This window comes from Dactylosporangium sp. CA-152071, from assembly GCF_050936335.1.
In the GTDB taxonomy this organism is placed as follows: Bacteria; Actinomycetota; Actinomycetes; order Mycobacteriales; family Micromonosporaceae; genus Dactylosporangium; species Dactylosporangium maewongense.
In genome coordinates this window covers 2419324-2437270 of the sequence record NZ_JBNJMZ010000001.1, presented here as the reverse complement: position 1 = coordinate 2437270, position 17947 = coordinate 2419324, and the positions used below count along the sequence as shown (strand labels likewise).

At 73.9% G+C, this 17947-nt stretch carries 9 protein-coding genes; 1 reads left to right on the top strand and 8 read right to left on the bottom strand.

Features of this window, described 5'->3' with window-relative positions; all coding sequences use genetic code 11:
* Window positions 1-88: 88 nt before the first annotated feature.
* From ACQEVZ_RS10655 to ACQEVZ_RS10620, 8 genes are all read right to left on the bottom strand, one after another.
* Window positions 89-3628 (bottom strand): SDR family NAD(P)-dependent oxidoreductase, encoded by a 3540-nt coding sequence (locus ACQEVZ_RS10655; RefSeq protein ID WP_433364701.1) that lies wholly within the window; start codon window positions 3626-3628, stop codon window positions 89-91.
* Window positions 3625-4395, bottom strand: coding sequence for a thioesterase II family protein (locus ACQEVZ_RS10650; protein ID WP_433364698.1), 771 nt, complete (start codon window positions 4393-4395; stop codon window positions 3625-3627). The genes ACQEVZ_RS10655 and ACQEVZ_RS10650 overlap by 4 nt, the downstream gene beginning before the upstream one ends.
* Window positions 4392-7700 (bottom strand): non-ribosomal peptide synthetase, encoded by a 3309-nt coding sequence (locus tag ACQEVZ_RS10645; protein WP_433364695.1) that lies wholly within the window; start codon window positions 7698-7700, stop codon window positions 4392-4394. The genes ACQEVZ_RS10650 and ACQEVZ_RS10645 overlap by 4 nt, the downstream gene beginning before the upstream one ends.
* 134 nt (window positions 7701-7834) lie before the next feature.
* Window positions 7835-8572 carry a thioesterase II family protein gene (locus ACQEVZ_RS10640; RefSeq protein WP_344509497.1) on the bottom strand — a complete coding sequence of 246 codons (738 nt, stop codon included), beginning with the start codon at window positions 8570-8572 and terminating at the stop codon, window positions 7835-7837.
* Window positions 8572-9591, bottom strand: coding sequence for a methyltransferase (locus ACQEVZ_RS10635; RefSeq protein ID WP_344509499.1), 1020 nt, complete (start codon window positions 9589-9591; stop codon window positions 8572-8574). Before ACQEVZ_RS10635 ends, ACQEVZ_RS10640 begins: the two co-directional genes overlap by 1 nt.
* 1 nt (window position 9592) lies before the next feature.
* Entirely contained in the window at window positions 9593-10810 is a 1218-nt protein-coding gene (locus tag ACQEVZ_RS10630) for a cytochrome P450 (protein WP_433364691.1), read from the bottom strand.
* A 117-nt stretch (window positions 10811-10927) separates the two neighbouring features.
* The gene (locus ACQEVZ_RS10625) at window positions 10928-12853 is read right to left on the bottom strand and encodes a non-ribosomal peptide synthetase (protein WP_354891551.1); all 1926 of its coding nucleotides are present in this window, start codon (window positions 12851-12853) and stop codon (window positions 10928-10930) included.
* Window positions 12854-12894: 41 nt separating this feature from the next.
* Window positions 12895-14310 (bottom strand): MFS transporter, encoded by a 1416-nt coding sequence (locus tag ACQEVZ_RS10620; protein WP_433364687.1) that lies wholly within the window; start codon window positions 14308-14310, stop codon window positions 12895-12897.
* Between the two features lie 214 nt (window positions 14311-14524).
* Between ACQEVZ_RS10620 and ACQEVZ_RS10615 the strand changes: the two genes are divergently transcribed.
* Window positions 14525-17803: a condensation domain-containing protein gene (locus ACQEVZ_RS10615; RefSeq protein WP_433364684.1), complete on the top strand. Its 3279-nt coding sequence runs from the start codon at window positions 14525-14527 to the stop codon at window positions 17801-17803.
* Window positions 17804-17947 lie beyond the last annotated feature (144 nt).

Below are 17947 nucleotides of genomic sequence, written 5' to 3'. Positions count from 1 at the left end.
ACCGGCGCGCCGCCCTGCTGTGCCAGGCAGAGATGAGTGCAGGACGAAAGGACCCGGCGCGGGGCGCGCCGGGTCCAGGGTGGTGCGGTCAGGCGGCGATGGTGGCCGCCAGGGCGCGCACCGTCGGCGACTCGTAGAGCGAGCCGACCGTCACCGGCGCGCCGAGGCGGTCGCTGAGGGCCTGGGCGAGCTGCAGCGCGCGGACCGAGTCGCAGCCCAGGCTGAAGAACGAGTCCTCCCGGCCGATGCGGGGGACGGCCAGGACGTCGGCGGCGGCGTCCGCGACGAGCTGCTCCAGCCGGCCCTCGGGGGCCGTGTAGCCGGCGCCGCCGGTGCCGATCGCGGCGAGGATCGCGGCCGGGTCGGGGGCGCCGCTGCGGTCGCGTTCGATACGGGTCGTCACGCCGACGCGGGCGAAGATGCCCTCGCGCGCGAGGCGGGTGGCGACGGCGGAGCGGACGCGCTCCGGGTCCTCGCCGGGGGAGGGCACCACGGCGACCGCGATCGTGCCGCCGCGCAGCTGGTCCGCGGCCAGGAACGGCTTGATCTGCTCGTTCTCCGGGTCGGCGCCGATCAGCAGGTGCACGGCGCCGGTGTGCAGGGCGCCGAGAAGTGCCACGGTGCCGTGGGCGGGGTCGATCAGGGACAGGCCGCGGTGCCGGGCGGCGGCGACCAGGGGGCTGCCGTCGTTCATGCCGGGGCCGTCCCACATGCTCCAGCCGATGCTCTGCGCCCGGCGGCCGGCCGCCGCCCAGCGGTGCGCCCAGCCGTCCAGGACGGCGTTGGCGGCGGCGTACGCGCCGAAGCCGGTGCCGCCGAAGAGGCCGTTGACGGACGAGAAGAGCACGACGGCGGTGCCGGGGCGGGTCGCCAGGAGCCGGTCGATCGCGGCGCAGCCGCCGGCCTTCGGGCGCAGCATGCCGGCGAGCCAGTCGGGGGACTCGGCCCGCAGCTCGTGCCGCGACAGCTGCTCCCACTGCGGCGCGACCGGGGCGCCGGCGAGGTGCAGCACCAGGTCCAGGCCGCGACCCCAGGACGTCTCGGCGTCGGCGACCGCGGCCGACAGGGCGGTGGCGTCGGCGACGTCGGCGGCACGGTACATGACCTCGCCGATCGACGTGAGGATCTCCAGGGCCTCGCGGGAGCCGTCGTCGAGCCGCGACGCGGGGGTCCGGCCGACGATGAGCAGCCGCGCCCCGTGCCCGGCGACGAGGTGCTCGGCGACGGTGCGGCCCAGCCCGCCGAGGCCGCCGGTGATGAGGCAGGTGCCGCCGCGCGGCAGGACGTCGGCGGGGACGTCGAACGCCTCGGGCAGCGTCGTGGTGCGCAGCCGCTGCACGAGCGGCCGGCCGTCGCGCACGGCGACCACGGTCTCGTCGTGCCGCATGCCCGCCAGGGCGGCGAGGTCGGCGTCGGTCGCGTCGGCGGGCGCGTCGATGAGGGTGATCCTGGCCGCGAGGCGCTCCGAGGCGGCGGTCCGCACGAGGGCGGTCAGCCCGGCACGGTCCGGCTCGACCAGGTCGCCCTCGACGGCGTGGACGGCGCCGCGGGTGAGGACGGCGAGCTCGTCGTCAGGCCCGAGACCCCGGGCGACCTCGAGGAAGTCGGCGAGCACGGTGTCGCCGCCGGAGGTGGCGTCGAAGAGCACGCGGGCGGCGGCACCGGGCTCCAGCGGCGTCCCGGCGGGCTCCCAGACGACGGACAGCGCCGCGGTGCCGGTTGCCTCGGAAGAATCCAACAGCGGACTGGATTCCGCGTAGCAGCGGTCGTCGAAGTCTCCGGCGCGCCAGCCGGACAGGAGCCGCTCCCGCTGCACCTTCCCGCCGTTCTGCCGGGGGAACTCCTGCTCCGTCACCGGCACCAGGTACGTGGGGCGCAGCGCCAGGTCCCGCGACAGGGCGGTGCGGATGTCGTCGACGAGCGCCGGCACGTCGTCGGTGTCCGGGACGAAGAAGACGACCAGGGCGTCGGTGCCGGTGTCCTCGTCGGGCACGCCCGCGACGGCCGAGCACGCGGGTCGTACACCGGCGACCTGCTCCACGACGGCCTCGATCTCGTGCGCGGGGAAGTTGGCCCCGTTGACGATGACCATGTTCTTCTGGCGTCCGGTGAGGAACAGCCGGCCGGCGCGCAGGAAGCCGAGGTCGCCGGTGTCGAACCAGCCGTCGGCGGTGAAGCTCTCCGCGTTGGCCTTGTCGTTGTGGGCGTAGCCGTTCTGGACGGTCGTGCCGGAGATGTGCAGGCGGCCGACGCGCCCCTCGGGGAGCACCGCACCGTCCGGGCCGACGATCCGCAGCGCCACGCCGGGGATCGGGGCGCCGACCTCGGTGACGACGACCGCGCCGGGGGTGCCGGCGGGCAGCTCGCGCAGCGCGCCGTCCAGGGACGCGGGCACCAGCGCGATCGTGCCGGCGGCCGGGTCGTCGCGGTGCATGCGCGAGTACGTGACGCCGGACGACGTCTCCGACATGCCCCAGCAGGGCACCATGGCGTCGGCGGGCAGGCCGTGCGGGGCGAGCAGCTCCACGAACCGGCGGGCGGTGCGGGCGACGACCGCCTCGCCCGCGTTGCAGATGTTGGTGAGCGTGCCGAGCTTCCAGGAGCCGGCGGCGATCTCGTCGGCGCGCTGCGTGACGAGCGAGAACGCGAAGTTGGGCGCCCACGTGCAGGTGGCGCCGAAGCGGTCGACGCAGTCGAGCCACAGCAGCGGACGGCGGATGACGGACTCGGTGCGGACGTTGACGTGCTCGCAGGTGAGGAACACGTCCCGCAGGTTGAACATGATCATGCCGCCGACGTGGTCGAGCGGCATCCAGTTCAGCGAGACCTCGTCCTGCGTGAAGCCGTTCGCGGCGATGGTCGCGTAGGTGCGGGCGACGATCGTGCGGTGGCGGTGCTGCACGCACTTCGGGGTGCCGGTGCTGCCGGAGGTGAGCAGGTTGACGATGAGCGCCTCGGGGTCCGGCACAGCCCAGGAAGCCGGCTCCTGCGAAGGCAGCGTGTCCGCGGCGAGGACGCGCAGCGCGGGCAGCCGGTCGGCGAGGGATCGCACGCCGGACAGCAGCGCGGCGTCGGCGATGACCGGCGGCTTGCCGAGCAGCTCCCACGCGGAGGCGAGCTTGCGCACGGCGGCGTTGTCGGTGTTGTACTCCGGAGCCGGCGCGACCGCGGTCGGCATGAACCCGCCCAGTACGCACGCCCACCAGGCGGTGACGAAGGTGCGGCTGTCGGCGCACTGCAGCAGCACGGCGTCGCCGGGCGTCAGGTCGTGCCGGCGCAGGCCGCTCAGGACGCGGCGGGCCTCGTCGAAGAGCTCGGCGTAGGTCTGCCGGTCGGTGCTGCCGTCGGGGAGCACGTACGTGGTGCCGCGGCCGGGCGCGACGCGGGCGGCGCGTTCGAGGGCCTCGGGCAGCGTCGCCACCGCGTCGGGCGGCAGCACCGGCGAGGGGCCGTGCACGAGGGCGGGGCGGTCGGCGGGGATCTCCGCACCGGAGGGGAGGCCGGTGGTGGCCTGCCCTCCGGAGACGCGGGACGCGGCGGCGCGGAGCTTGCGGTCGTACACGGCGGCGGCGTCCTGCACACCGGCGGCTCCGGCGGCGATCCGGGCGATGGTGTCGGTGGTGCTCACGGGGGTGTCCTTCCGTCCAGGGCGGCGGCGATCCCCCCGGCGGCCGCCGCGGTCAGTCCGACGATGAAGTAGTGGCCGCCCTCGACGGTCACGCCGGTGCGCCCGGCGGTGGTCTGCTCGGCCCAGCCGGCCAGGGCGGTCTCGTCGACCGAGCCGGTCGTGCCGCGGACCGTGGTGATCGGGACCGGCAGCGGCGGGCGGGGGCGGTGCCGGTAGTTCTCCCAGAGTGCGAAGTCGTGGCGCAGCACGGGAAGCAGGAACTCCAGCAGTTGCGCGTTGCCGGCGACCGCCTCGGGCAGCCCGCCACGGTCGCGGATGGACGCCAGGAGGTCCTCGTCGGACCGCAGGTGCAGCGGCGCCGGGGGCGGCGGGGCCTGCGGTGCCGGCTGCTCGGCGGCGATCAGCCGCTGCGGCCAGGTCCCGAAGCGCCGGCCCATCTCGTGCGCGACCTCGTGGGCCAGGAGGGCGCCGGCGCAGTGGCCGTACAGGGCGTAGGGCATCGTCGTGTACGGCCGCAGCGCGATCGCGCACGCCGTGACGAGCCCCGGGATGCTGGCCGGCAGCGGCTCGCGGGACCGGTCCTCGTGCCCGGGCGGCTGCACCGCCAGGACCTCGATCCAGGGCGGCAGCAGTGCCGCCATGCCCTGGTAGACCGACGCGCCGCCGCCGGCGAACGGCAGGCACACCAGCCGGAGCCGGGCGCCCTCCCGGGGCACCCGGCGCACCCACTGCGAGTCCGCCGTGAAGGTCACAGTCGCTGTGGTCATCGGGCGTCCAGTTCGGCGGCGAGCTCGGCGAGCTCCTCGTCGCTGCGCCCCTCGACCGCCGCCAGGGCCTCGGCGAGGGCGTCGCGCTGCGAGCCCTGCGTGGCACCGGCGGCGTCGACGAGCGCGGACAGGCCGGACACGGTCGGGTTGGCGAAGAACTCCGCGATCGGCACCGCAACCCCGAACACCGAGCTGACCCGCGACGACAGCTGGATCGCCTGGAGGCTGGTGCCGCCGGCGGCGAAGAAGTTCACGTCGTTGCCGATGCGGGCGCCCAGCAGCGGGGCGAAGACCTCCTCGCGCATGGTGCGCTCGGTCGGCGTGCTGTTCTCCTCGTCGGCCTCGGTGAGCTCCTCGACCGCGGCGAACTCCACCGCGGGCAGCCGGCGCCGGTCGATCTTGCCGCTCGGGGTGAGCGGCACCGCCTCCAGGGGCACCAGCACGGAGGGCACCATCGCCGACGGCAGCCGGCCGGCCACGGCGGAGCGGACGGTGTCCAGTTGCAGCTCCCCAGCCCGCTCCGGCACCACGTACGCCATGAGCAGCGCACCGGTGCGAGGGTCGTTGGCGACCTCGGCGACCGCCTGGGCGACGCCGTCGACGGCCTGCAGCGCGGCCTCGACCTCGCCGAGCTCGATCCGCACGCCGCGGACCTTCACCTGCCGGTCGGCGCGGCCGACGAACTCCAGCTCGCCGTCGTCGTTCCACACGGCGAGGTCGCCGGTGAGGTAGCGGCGGGAGCCGGGCGGGCCGTCGGGGTCGGGGCGGAACCGGTCGGCGGTCAGGTCGGGCCGGCCGAGATAGCCGCGGGCGACGCCGAGGCCGGCGACGGCCAGCTCGCCGATCGCGCCGACCGGCAGGACACCGGCGCCGGCGGCGTCGACCACGTAGGCGCGGTGGTTGGCCATCGCCCGGCCGATCGGCGGCGACGACGTCCACTCGCCCTCGCACTGCTTGGCGACGACGGTCACGGTGGTCTCGGTCGGGCCGTAGCCGTTCCAGAAGCCGCGGCCGCGGGCCCACCGGGTGGTCAGCTCGCCGGTGAACGCCTCGCCGCCGACGAACGCGATCCGCAGGTCCGGGTAGTTCTCGGGGGCGAGCAGCTCCATGATGGCGGGCGGCAGGTCGACCACAGTGATCTTTTCGGACCGCAGCACCTGGTCCAGCGAGGAGACGTCGCGGCGCTGGTCCTCGTCCATGACGTACAGCTCTGCGCCGTTGAGCAGCGAGCCGAAGATCTCGAACACGGACACGTCGAAGCCGGGCGAGGCGAAGTGCAGCACCCGGTCTCCGGGGGTGAGGTCGAACATGCCCCGCACGGTCCGCACGAAGTTCGCGGCGTTGCGGTGCTCGACGATGACGCCCTTGGGGCGGCCGGTGGAGCCGGACGTGTAGATGACGTACGCGGCGGACGCGGGCGGCACGACCGCCGGTGCACACCGGTGGCACGCCTCCTCGTCATCCGGCACGCTCGCCGGGTCGGTGCCGACGACGATCCGCAGCGGCTCCGGGACCCGGCCGGCGGTGCCGGCGGAGACGACGACGGTGTCCGCGCCGGTGTCCTCCAGGATCATGGCGAGACGCTCGTCGGGCTGGCTGGTGTCGATCGGGACGTAGGCGGCGCCGGCGCGCATGATGCCGAGGACGGCGGCGATCAGCGCCGGGCCGCGCTCCATGACGACGGGCACCAGGTCGCCGAGGCCGACGCCGGCGGCGACGAGCTGGTCGGCGACCCGGCACGACCAGCTGTCGAGCGTGCGGTACGTGACGCTGCCGTCCTTCCACCGCAGCGCGGTCCGCGCGGGGCCGGCCGCGACGACGTCGGCGAAGAGCTCGTGCAGCGTCGTGTCGGCGGGCTCGCCGATCGGGGCGTTCCAGCGGTCCAGGACGTCCGCGCGCTCCTCGGCGGTGCCGAGCCGAACGTCGCCGAGGGGGCGGTCCGGCTGGGCGGACAGCACTTCCAGGGTCTGCAGGAAGCGGTCCAGGAGACGGGTGGCGGTGTCGCGGCTGTACAGGGAGGTCGCGTAACGGACGGCCGCGGTGGGCCGCTCGCCGCCGGAGACCTCCAGGGCGAGCTCGAACGTGCCGGCGCCGGCGTCGACCTGCTCGCAGCCGATGCGCACCCCGTCGGCCTCGACCGGGACGGCGGGCTCGCCGGCGTCGGCGAAGCCGATCTGGACGAGGGGCAGGCGCCCGGCGTCGGGCTCGACGCCGAGCGCGTCGAGGACCAGCTTGAAGGGCAGCGCCGCGTGCTCGGCGCCGGACTCGCGGGCGGCGCGGACCTCGGCGACGACGGCGGCGAAGCTGTCGGCCTCGTCGAGCTCGACCCGCAGCGGCACCAGGTTGCCGCAGTCGCCGACGAGCAGGTCGGGGTCGAACGGGCCGGGGACGTCGGTGGGCACGCCGATGGTGAGGTCGCTGCGGGCGGTGTGCCGGGCGACCACGATGAGGAACGCGGCGAGCAACGCGTCCCGGCCGGCGTCGCCGAGCGGTGCGGGGATCGGCGCCCGGACCACGTCGCTGGAGAGGTCCAGCAGGCGCGGGCGGGGGTGGTCGGTGGGCAGCTCGGTGCCCTCCCAGCCGGCGAGGGCGCCGCGCCAGTGGTCGCTCGCGTCGCGGACGCCGTCCTGCCGGCACCAGTCGCGCTGCCAGCTCGCGTAGGCGCCGAAGTCGGCCGCCGGCTCCTTCCACTGCGGTGCGGCGCCGGCGACCCGGGCCTCGTAGGCGACGCCGAGGTCGCGCTGCAGCACGCGTGCGGAGCGGGGGTCGAGCACGATGTAGTGGCTGGTGAGCACCAACAGGTGCCGCTCGTCGCCGGCGCGCAGCAGCTTGAACCGGACCATCGGGCCGGAGTTGAGGTCCAGGCCGCGGCGCAGCTCGTCCTTCACGACCTCGTCGGCGCGGGCGCGCAGCCGGTCGCCGGTGCCGTCAGTGCCGTCAGTGCTGCCAGTGACGTCTTCGACGTCGAGCCGGACGTCCTGCGGCGCCGGCTGCACGTGCTGGGTGCCCTGCTTGTCGTCGTCGGGGAACGTCGAGCGCAGCACCGTGTGCCGCTGCTGCAGGTCCGCCAGGGCCGCGCGCAGCGCCTCGGGCTTCAGCGGGCCCTCGATCGGGAAGGCGAAGCCGAGACCGTAGGCCCGGCTGCTGGGGGCGAACCGGTCGAACAGCCACAGCTGCTCCTGCCGGAACGACAGCGGGGCCGATCGGATCCCCGAGGAGACGCCCTCCAGGCGGGCCAGCAGCTCGTCCCGGCGGTCCCCGGGGAGCTGGCGCAGTCGACGAAGCAGTTCGCTCTGTTGAGGCATGCCACGGTCCTCCCAGTCGATTCATTACAGACTATACAGACTTCGCCGACTCTGCCATTTAGGCTGCATAGTCGGCAGACGGCGGGACCCCGGCACCGGGGGGCGTGCCGGGGTCCCGTCCTGCGGGAATTTGCTCAGCCGGCCGTGAGCCGGTCCGCCAGCACCTGGAGAAGCGACGGCGGAGCCTCCAGGAAGCTGTAGTGCGTCCCGGACAGCAGCACCTTCTCGTACGGCGCCCACTGCGGCCACCCGGTCATCAGGCCGTGCGGCACCTCGACGTCGGCGTCCCAGCCGATGCCCGTGATCGGGCACTGCACGGTGCCGGCCGGGCGCCAGTACACCCGGTTCGCCGCGACGTCGGCCTCCATGGTGTCGATGAACAGGTCGACGAGCTCCTCGGCCTGCGCGGCGCCGGCGCCCATCGCGGCCAGCAGCCCGGCGATCTCGGCGCGCAGCCCGTCCTCGTCGAGGCCGAGGAACCGGCCCCACGGGCCGTCCTGCGGTGCGACCTGACTCGACATGAAGCACTGGTGCGGCGGCGGCAGGCCGCGCTCGCCGGCCTGGACGACCGTCTCGAACGCCGGCAGCGCGCCGCCGCAGTGCCCGAACACGGCCCACGGGCGCGCGGTGACGAGGTCACCGATGTCGTCGAGCATCGCCTTCGTGACGTCCTGGTAGGTGCCGAAGTGCGGCTCCCGCATCCGGTTCTCCCGGAAGGGGTGCTGGATCGGCACCACCTCGGCGTCGCCGACGGTCAGGGGCCACGCCTTGTACATCGAGGCGCCGCAGCCGGAGTACGGCATGGCGAGCAGGAGCATCTTCGCGTCGGGGGAGGGCTCCCGCAGGAACCAGCGTCGCTGTTGCGCGTCCATCACACCTTCTCCCCGATCACCACGCCGTTCGCGCCGGGCGAGTCGAAGCGGACGGTCCGCACGTCGGCGCACCCCGCGTCGCGCAGCCAGCCGCTGTACTCGGCGGCGGTGTAGTTGCGGCCCCAGCAGCCGACCAGCATGTTCATGCTCATGAGGGCCGCGTCGGCGGGGCCGGTCTTGTCGTCGTCGACGAGCAGCTCGCTGATGAGCAGCGTGCCGCCGGACGGCAGCGCGTCCAGGCACGCGGCGATGATCTTCCGGTTCTGCGCCTCGTCCCAGTCGTGCAGGATCATCGACAGCAGCACCGCGTCGTGCCCGCCCGGCAGCGCGTCGTTGAAGAAGTCCGCCGCCGCGGTGCCGACCCGCCGCGACATGCCGGCCGCGTCGATGCGCCGCTGAGCGAGGCCGCACACGTGCGCCAGGTCCAGCACGGTGCCGTGCAGGTGCTGGTACTGGCGGCACAGCTCCAGCAGGGTGGCCCCGGCCCCGCCGCCGACGTCCAGCAGGCGCCGCACCCCGGACAGGTCCACGGCCCGGGCGAGGTGCCGCGCGGTGAGGGTGGAAAAGGCGAAGAGCCCGTCCCAGAAGGAGTCCGGCCGGTTGCCCTCCTCGAACATGTTGCGGTCGGGGTCCGGCACCGGCTTGGTCGGCGCGTCGGTGCGCACCGCCTCGGTCGCCTTGAGCCAGCCGGGCGCGGTGTACTTGGCGACCATCTGCACGTAGTCGGCGAAGTAGTCGGGGCGGCCCGGCACCAGGTACGTGTCCGCGACGGCGCTGTTGTGGTAGCGGCCGTCGCGCTGCTCCAGCAGCCCCAGCGCGGTGCACGCGGTCAGCAGGATCTCCGCCGGGCGGCCGGCGATGCCGGCGCGGCTCGCGAACTCGGCCGCGGTGGCGCCGCCGCCGGCGAGGATCTCGAACGTGCCGATCTCGATCGCCGCCGTCAGCGTCTGGGACCGCCACAGGCCGGTCGCCAGGTCGATCAGCAGGGTCGGCGGCGGTGCGGTGGTCACGTCGGTCATGTCAGCGCTCCTCCTCGGCACGGAACCGCACCGGCAGCCGGTCGTACATGATGTGCCGGCCGTTCTCGAAGTGCAGCTCGCTCGGGCCGGCGAGGTCGAAGACGGGTAGCTCGGCCAGCTCGTCCAGTACAGCGGCGAACTCCGCCCTGGCGAGATGCACACCCATGCAGTGATGGATGCCGTGGCCGAAGCTCAGATGGTGGTGGGAGTTGCCGCGGTCGGGGTCGAACGCGTCGGGGTCCGGGAACTTCTCCGGGTCCCGGTTGGCCGCGTCGAAGAGCAGCACCACGCGGGCGCCGGCCGGGATGACGGTGTCGGCGACCGTGACCTCGCGGGTCGTGACCCGGGTGAACCGGTCGGTGGGGCACCAGCGCCGCAGCGCCTCCTCGGCGACGGCCGCGCGCAGCTCCGGCTCGCGGCGCAGCCGCAGCTGCAGCCCCGGGTCCTGGCCGAGGGTGTGCACCAGGCGGGTGATCGAGTTCATCGTGTTGTCGTGCCCGGCGACGCAGAAGCTGACGATGATGGAGTACAGCTCCTCGTCCGGCAGCGGCTTCCCGTCGCGCTCCATCGCGGCCAGCTTCGCGATGTAGCCGCCGTCGGGCTCGCGCCGCACCCGCTCGATCTCCTCGGCGAGGATGTCGTGGAAGGCGGGCCAGAACTTGCTCGCGTCCTTGTCGGTGGAGATGTAGGTCCACATCGTCTTCGTCGCCGCCCGTACGCGGCTGCGGCAGGCGTCGGACAGCCCGAACGCCACGCTCAGCACCTCGATCGCGAACGGCTCGGCGAGCTCGGCCATCAGGTCGCCGTGCCCGCGCCCGGCCACCGGCGCCAGGAGCCGGTGCGCCATCTCGCGCAGCCGCGGCTCCAGGTCGGCGATCGTCTCGCGGGTCACCGGGGCGGCCATCCGGTCGCGGATCTCGCGCTGCTGCGGCGGGTCGAAGTCGATGGGGGAGAACATCGGCATGCCCTCGGCACGCGGGAAGTGCACCCCGCGGGCCGAGCTGTAGGTCTGCCAGTCGGTGAGGGCCGCGCGGACGTCCGCGTAGCGGGACAGGATCCACACGCCGCCGTAGGCGGGGGAGTAGGTGACACCGCGGTCGCGGATCCCACTGTTGACGCGCTGCGCGGTGTACGGGGTGTACTCGGGGTCGTGATGGTCGAACGCGGTCACCAGCCTGTCGGTGGCGACATCCGCTTCCATGGTCGTGCCGGCATCCATGCCTGCCTCCAAGCCGGGTCGGTGGGCCCATGGGGGTTCCCATGGGCCCTTGACGTTCTTGGGGTCTCGTGTACGGGCAGCCGCCGCGCTGGGCGCACTACTGGGGTCGATCGGCGTCTATCGGCGGCGCGGGGTGATCGGGGGGAGCGCGGGGGTCGCCGCGGCCTCTGGTGCGGCGCCGATCAGCCGCGCCAGGCCGCTGACGGTCGGGTCGGTCACCAGGTCGTTCATCTCGACGCGGGTGCCGAGGTCCTGCTCGATGAGGCCCTGCAGGCGGGCCAGCAGCAGCGAGTCGCCACCGAGCTCCAGGAAGTGGTCGTCGGCACCGACCTTCTCGACGTGCAGCAGGTCGGCGAACAGCCGCGCCAGCTCGGTCTCCGTGCCGGGGGCGGGCGCCCGCCAGGATCGCGCGGGTCGGCCGCGGGCCCAGTCCGCCGGGGGGAGCCGGCGGCGGTCGATCTTGTTCGACGTGTTCAAGGGCAGCTCGTCGAGCTGGACGAAGGCGACCGGGATCATGAAGTCAGGCAGCCGCTCCAGGGCGTAGTCGCGCAGCTCGAGGGGCGCGACGTCGGTCTCGCCGGCTTCGGCCGTGAAGCACGCGACGAGCCGGCGCTGGTCGCCGTCCATCGTCGCGACGACGGCGACCTGGCGGACGGCGGGGTGCCGGCCGAGGACCCATTCGACGTCACCGAGCTCGACGCGGTGCCCGCGGATCTTCACGATGTCGTCGATGCGGCCGTGGTGCTCCAGGATGCCGTCGGGGCGGAACCGGCCCGCGTCGCCGGAGCGGTAGATCCTGGTGCCCGGCGCGCCGAACGGGTTGGGGCGGAAGCGGTCCGCGGTCTGCGCCGGGTCTCCGAGGTAGCCGAGGCTCAGGCAGTCGGAGTCGATCCACACCTCGCCGATGCCGTCACCGACCGGGGTCAGGCCGTCCTCCTCCAGCAGGTGCACGGTGACGCCCTCGATCGGGCGGCCGACCGGCGGCGCGGACCGGCGGTCGGCGGCCGTCGCCGTGGACGGCGTGCACCGCAGCGGCCACGGGTGGACGGAGTTGGCGACCTGGAAGGCCTCGAGGCTGCCGTACGAGACGGCGACCTCGAACGGCAGGTCCGGCGGACCCCACTTGTTGAGCCGGTCGCCGCCGAGCGTGAGCAGCCGCAGCGGGGTCTGGTGCGGCCACGGGAGGTTCTGCAGCACCTCGCCGACCGGCGTGATGACGAAGCTGAGCGTGATCTCCTCCTGCAGGAGCCAGTCGCGCAGCGCGGGCGGCGACGCGATCACGTCGTGCTCGCCGATGACGATCTGCGCGCCCTGCCAGAGCAGGCCGCCGACCTCGTGGATCGCGATGCCGGCCCCGGCCGCGCCCAGCCACGAGCCGCGGTCGGCGGCGGTGGTGCCGTTGATTGTGGCGCTGCGGGCGGCGCTGAGCGCCAGCCACGAGTGCTGCGCGAGGACGATCTTCGCGGCTCCGGTGGAGCCCGAGGTGAACATGGCGTAGGCGAGCTCGTCCCGCCGCGCCGCCGGGCCGGGGTCCGGCAGGTGCTCGCGGGCCGGCACGCCGGCGTCGATGGTGACCACGGGCAGCCCGCCCGGGACCGGCGGCGTGGGGTTGCCGCCGCCCGGGCAGGGCGCCACGGGCACCCCGACCGGGACGGGCGGCACCTCGGCCGCGTCGGGGCAGTGCGCGGCCGCCACCACGGCGGCGGGGCGCCCCGCCGCGATGGCCCGGTTGAAGCGCTCGACCGGCACCGAAGGGTCCAGCGGCATGCAGACGCCGCCGGCCTTCAGGCAGCCGAGCATGCCGACCACCCACTCGATCGAGCGGCCCAGGTACATGGCGACCATGTCACCGCGCCGCACACCCAGGACCGACAGCTCGTGGGCGAGCTGGTTGGCCTGCTGGTTGAGCTCGCCGTAGGTCAGCTCCCGGTCGCCGTGCCGCACGGCCGGCGAGTCCGGGGCGCTGCGGGCGAACCCCTCGATCCGGGAGACCAGGGTCGTCGTGCTCGCTCCGACGACCGGGGCTTCCTGCTGGGTGATCATGTCTGCGCTTCCTCCCCTGCTTGTCAGCCGGCCCCTGCTTGTCAGGCGGCCGGGACGACCACTCGGTCCTGCTCCGGGACGTCGTCGACGAGCCTGTTCACCCGGCCCGCGAGGACCCAGAGCACGGCGACCACGGCCAGCCCGGCGGCCAGATAGAAGGCCGTCACGTTGGTGAACGCGACGGCGATCGCGCTGCCCAGCAGCGGACCGGCGGCGTTGGCGCCCCAGACGAACGGCAGGGCGACGCCACCGACGCGGCCCATCGCCTGCGGCGGCGTGGCCTTCTGGATCAGCGTCATCACACCGACGTTGCCGACCGGCGTGGTGAACGACGAGATGCCCTGCGAGATGATCAGGATCGTCACGGCCGTCGCGGTGTTGCCGAACTGGGCGAACGGCAGCAGCAGGAACGCGACCACCAGCATCGAGTGGGTCAGCAGCAGCGTGCGGCCCATGCCGAGACGCTCGTTGATCCGGCGGGACAGGATCGCGCCGAGGATGACCGGCGTGCCGCCGACACCGAGCACGAGACCGATCTGCGCGGCGCTGAGGTGCAGGTCCTGGTAGCCGAACACGATGATCATCGCGAGGACCATGGACACGGCCGTGTTGCCGAAGGTGGCCATCAGCGTCAGGTAGCGCAGCAGCCGGTTGCCGAAGGTCATCGACACGCCGCCGCGCAGGTCTTTCAGGGTCGCCTGCACGCCGCCCGGGCGGGGCTGCGGGGCCGGCTCCTTGAACTTCACGAGCATCAGCGAGAGCCCGGCGAACAGGTAGGTGATGGCGTCGGCGGTGATCGCCCGCGCCGCGCCGAGCGCGCCGACCAGCGCACCACCGGCGCTACGGCCGAAGATGAGCGCGACGGACCGGCTCAACTGGGTCTTGGCGTTGCCGTCGACCAGGTCCTCCCGCGGCAGCAGCTGCGGCAGGTACGCCTGGTAGGCGAGCTGGAAGACCACGTCGAAGATGCCCTTGAGCACCGCCGCCACGTACAGGTGGGTGATGGTCAACCCGTCGAGGGCCCACAGCAACGGCAGCGAGCCGAGGATGAGGAACCGGGCCAGGTTGGAGATCTGCATCATCATCCGCCGGTTCAGGCGGTCGGTGAGCACCCCCATCACCGGGGCGAGCAGCACGAACGGGATCCACTGCAGCGCGATCAGCAGACCGACGCCGAGTGCGCCCTCACCGAACACCAGCACGGCGAGGGACGGCAGCGCGATGACGCTGATCTCGCTGCCCAGCAGGCTGATCGACTCGCCGCCCCAGACAAGGGCGAAGTCGCGGTTGCGCAGCACCGAGGGGCGGCGACCGGCGGCGGGCGGCTTCCCGCCACCAGGGGCGGCGGGCGGCGCGGCGCCGGCCGGGCCTTGCGGCGTCCTGGGGGCGCCTTCCGGGCGTGCTCCGGCCCGCTCCGTCGGTGCGGATGTCCTGTTTTGCGCGTTGGTTGAGGTCATGCCCCATGACTCCTCTGCGGGAATTCGTGCGAGACGCTCGTATTCCGGTGCGCGGGTCTGCGCGGCTGTCGGCACGAGTCTTCACCCACACACCACAACTGCCGACGGCCCTCACCGTAACTCGACTCTGCAGACAGCGCATCTTGCGGGGCCAGAAGCCACCCGAACCGGTCACTTCGCGCGCGATTCTCACGCAGTGAGTTATCGTATCTTCATGAGAGACTGTGAAGACTTCATGCCCCTCGCGGTCATCCAGGAGCACTTCTGGTCCTCCGACGCGTCGGCGGCGGAGCAGGCCCCGCTGACCGAGTGCGTGGCGCTCGCCGTGCCCGGCCGCCTGGACCCGGACGCGTTGCGCGCCGCGGTCGGCGCGCTGCTGGCGCGGCACGAGGTCCTGCGCACCGCGCTGCGGCTGCACGACGGCGAGCCGGGCCAGGTCGTGCTCCCGGTGCCGGACCCGCTGCCCGTCACCGTGCTCGACGACCACACCTCGGGCGACGACGCGCTCGTCCGGTTCGCCGCCACCGGGATCGACCCCTCGTCCGGCTGCGGGATCGCGTTCCTGCTGCTGCCCGGCGGCGGTCCCGACGGGGAGGACGTGCTCGCGCTCGCGGTGCACCACATCGTCGCCGACGCCACGGCCGTCCGGTTGCTGCTGGCGGAGCTCGCCGCGGACTACACCGCCGCGCTCGCCGGGCGCCCCTCGACGGTGCCGGAGCCCGAACTCCAGTACGGCGACTTCGTCCTCTGGGAGCGCGAGGCGCTGCTGCCGGCCACCCAGGACGCCGACACCGCGTGGTGGAGCGAGACCCTCCGCGACGCGCCCACCAGCCTCGACGTGCGCCCCGACCGGCCGCGCCGGCGGATCCGCCGCGGCGTCGGCAGCCGCGTCGAGCTGGTCCTGCCGGGCGTCGGCGGCCCCGCGCTGCGCGCCGCCGCCCGGGACCTGCACAGCTCGCCGTACGCGCTGTGCCTCGCCGGCTGGGCCGCCACGATCGCCCGCTCCACCGGCCGCGACGACCTGATCCTCGGCGTGCTCGCGGCCAACCGCGGCGCGCCGCAGCTGGAGACGCTGGTCGGGCAGCTGTCCAACACCGTCCCGCTGCGCCTGGACCTCGGCGGCGCCCCCGACCTGCCCGAGACGGTGGCCCGCTGCACGAAGCGGGTCGCGGCGGCGATCGAGCACGTGCGGCTGCCGTTCAACCGGATCGTGCGGGCCGCCGCCGCGCCGCGGCCGACCGACCGGACGCCGCTGATCCAGCACCTGTTCCTGCCGCGCGTGGACGCGGTCGGCGACCTGCGCTTCGGCGGGCTGCCGGTGCGGGTCCTGGACGTCGAGCGCGGCCGGGGCCGGTTCGACACCGTCGTGGAGATCGAGTTCTCCGACGAGCGGGTCCGGCTGTGGCTGGAGTACGACGGCGACCTCTACACCTCCGAAGGCGTCCGGGCGCTCGTCGACGACTACGCCCGGGTGCTGCGGCAGTGGCTCGCGCGGCCGGAGCTGCGGCTGCCGGACCTCGACCTGCACGCGCCGGAGCCGGCGCCCCTGGATGGTTACGGCGACGGGGACGGCGACGAGCGGGTGCGCCTGGATCTGCCGGACGGCACGCCGGTGACGCTGACCCTCGACCGCTCCCGCGGCGCACAGGACTGGCCGGTCCTGACCGGCGTCGACACCGGCCAGGAGCTGCGGCTGGCCGACGGGCTGTCGCCGCACCAGCCCGCGGCGCTGCTGCTCGGCGGAGCGCCCACCGGGCTCACGGCCCGCCGGGACGTCGTCGGCCGCCTCGAGATCGTCGACGGCCTGCCCGCGGCTGCTTCAGTCGAATCCGGGCCGGCCCGCCCCGACGGCCCGGACCGGCTGCTCGACCTGATCGTCGAGATCTGGGCGCAGGCCCTGGAGAAGCCGGGCCTCGCGCCGGACGCGGACTTCTTCGAGAGCGGCGGGCACTCGCTGCTCGCCACCCGGCTCGTCGCCGACATCCAGGAGGCGCTCGGCGTGCGGGTGCGGGTGCGCACCCTGTTCGAGAACCCCACCCCGGTGGAGCTGACCGGCGCGCTGCGCGCCGCGAACCCTGAGCTGGACGGCATGCTGGAGCTGGTCGCCGACCTGCCCGCGGACCTGGACGAGGCTCCCGACTCATCGGACTCCTCCTTGGAGGATGACGTGGCCGTCGACGTGCCGCTGCTGTCCGGGCAGCGGCAGCTGTGGCTGGCCGAGCAGGCCGACCCGGGCTCGCTCACCCACACGATCCCCCTCGTGCTCGACCTCACCGGACCGATGCGCCCCGAGGCGTTCGCGGCCGCGGTCAACGACGTGGTCGCGCACCAGCCCGGGCTGCGGGGCACGTTCGTCGAGGTCGGCGGCCAGCCCGTACAGCGGATCCAGCCGCACACCGGGATCGACGTGCCGGTCCACGACCTGACCGGCCTCGACGACGCCGCGCGGGAGGCCGAGCGCGGACGGCTCGAGCACGACATCGCCTACACCGGCTTCGACATCACCCGCGGGCCGCTGCTGCGGGCGCGGATCATCCGCCTCGAACCCGAGCGGCACCAGGTGCAGCTGCTGTTCCACCACCTGGTCACCGACGAGGTGTCGATGACGCTGATCATGCGGGACCTCGGCATCGCGTATGAGGCGCGGGCCGCCGGACGCGCGCCGGCCCTGCCGCGTCACGAGGTCGGCTTCGCCGCCCTCGCCCGGGCCGAGCAGGAGCTGCTCGACGGCCCCGAGGGCGAGCGGCTGCGCCGGTTCTGGGCCCGCGAGCTCGCCGGCGCCCCGCCGCTGCGGCTGGACACCGACCGCCCGCGCGGCGACAAGGCGAGGTTCCGGGGCGAGTTCCTGGAGCGGCCCGTCTCCGCCGACGCGGCGCGGACGCTGCGGGACGTGGCCGCCGCCGCGCGCACCACGCCGTTCACGGTGTTCTGTGCGGCCGTCGGCGTGCTGCTGCACCGGCTCAGCGGCCAGGACGACATCGTCATCGGCATCCCCACGGCGAACCGGACCCAGCGTGGCGCCGACCAGCTCGTCGGCTGCTTCCTCAACGTGGTCCCGGTCCGGCTCGACCTGTCGGGCAACCCGCGCTTCGACGAGCTGGTGCGGCGGGTCGGCGCGGCGGTGCTGCGCGCCTACGAGCACCAGCAGGCGCCGTTCGCCGACATCGTGCAGACCGTGCAGCCCCGGCGGGTCACCGGCGTGCATCCGATCTACCAGGTCACGTGCGAGCTGCAGCTGGAGTCGTGGATGCCGGCCGACCTTGCCGGGCTGGGCTGCGAATACCGGTTCATCTCCCACGGCACGGCCCGCTACGACATGGCCTTCCACGGGCTGCTGCGCCCGGCCGGGCTGTCGGCGATGCTCGAGCTCAACACGGACCTGTGGGACCACGCGTCCGGCTATCAGCGCATCGACCAGGTGCTGGAGCTGCTGGCCGCCGTCGCCGAGTCACCCGCGGCTCCGATCGGGGAGATCGGTGGGGTGCGCCGGTGATGGCGTCACCCTATGGTGCATGTCCGTTGCAGAGAGTCAACAGGCTGTGGCGACTGCGAGCCGCCGACCTGTCGAAGGCTTTACCAGGTCAGGCGAGGGTTTGAGCCCCCGGGAGGGTGTCGCCTTTGGCGGGCTCTCAAGATT

Excerpts from the sequence above, each read along its gene's own strand:
- ACQEVZ_RS10650 (WP_433364698.1), bottom strand. The coding sequence starts at position 4,395 with ATGACCACAGCGACTGTGACCTTCACGGCGGACTCGCAGTGGGTGCGC.
- ACQEVZ_RS10645 (WP_433364695.1), bottom strand. The coding sequence starts at position 7,700 with ATGCCTCAACAGAGCGAACTGCTTCGTCGACTGCGCCAGCTCCCCGGG.
- ACQEVZ_RS10640 (WP_344509497.1), bottom strand. The coding sequence starts at position 8,572 with ATGGACGCGCAACAGCGACGCTGGTTCCTGCGGGAGCCCTCCCCCGAC.
- ACQEVZ_RS10635 (WP_344509499.1), bottom strand. The coding sequence starts at position 9,591 with ATGACCGACGTGACCACCGCACCGCCGCCGACCCTGCTGATCGACCTG.
- ACQEVZ_RS10630 (WP_433364691.1), bottom strand. The coding sequence starts at position 10,810 with ATGGATGCCGGCACGACCATGGAAGCGGATGTCGCCACCGACAGGCTG.
- ACQEVZ_RS10625 (WP_354891551.1), bottom strand. The coding sequence starts at position 12,853 with ATGATCACCCAGCAGGAAGCCCCGGTCGTCGGAGCGAGCACGACGACC.
- ACQEVZ_RS10620 (WP_433364687.1), bottom strand. The coding sequence starts at position 14,310 with ATGACCTCAACCAACGCGCAAAACAGGACATCCGCACCGACGGAGCGG.
- ACQEVZ_RS10615 (WP_433364684.1), top strand. The coding sequence starts at position 14,525 with ATGAGAGACTGTGAAGACTTCATGCCCCTCGCGGTCATCCAGGAGCAC.